Source organism: Treponema sp. R8-4-B8 (genome assembly GCF_054786175.1).
The window spans coordinates 1-496 of sequence record NZ_BDHE01000315.1; the positions used below are offsets into that span (position 1 = coordinate 1).

General features: G+C 41.3%; 1 pseudogene. It reads right to left on the reverse strand.

What is annotated here, in order from left to right:
• Positions 1-302, reverse strand: a pseudogene (locus ACYVRA_RS08570) (hypothetical protein); the annotation flags it as partial.
• Between the last annotated feature and the right edge of the window lie 194 nt (positions 303-496).

Below are 496 nucleotides of genomic sequence, written 5' to 3' on the forward strand. Positions count from 1 at the left end.
AGCGTCCATTTTCCGCCTGATGCGCTATTTTTACAGCGGCGGTTTTTCCAATTTGTAAACCCGTTGATTTGATTTTCATGAAGTTTTTCGCTTTTTCCTTCTGTAACCGCAAGCGAAGAATAAAAAGAGCTTTCCGCGTCATAATAATCCCGCGCAAATTTACCCGCAAACGCCGCGTCCGTCGAATAACATGTTCTTGGCTCTGAAGGCGAATCAATTTTTGAATGCGGTATGGCAAAACCTGAAAAAGTTTGTTCGCTGCAAAAAAAGGCTGAAACTATTTTAGAGTTGTATTTGTGCATATTTATAAAACTTAAAGACGCGTCTTCATCGGGGATGCCCAGTTCTTCGCGTTTTTTTCTGGGGAGGAAATCAAATCAACGGGTTTACAAATTGGAAAAACCGCCGCTGTAAAAATAGCGCATCAGGCGGAAAATGGACGCTCGGCGAAAAGATAAAAGACGCTATTAAAGAAAAATACGCCAAAACTGGAAAA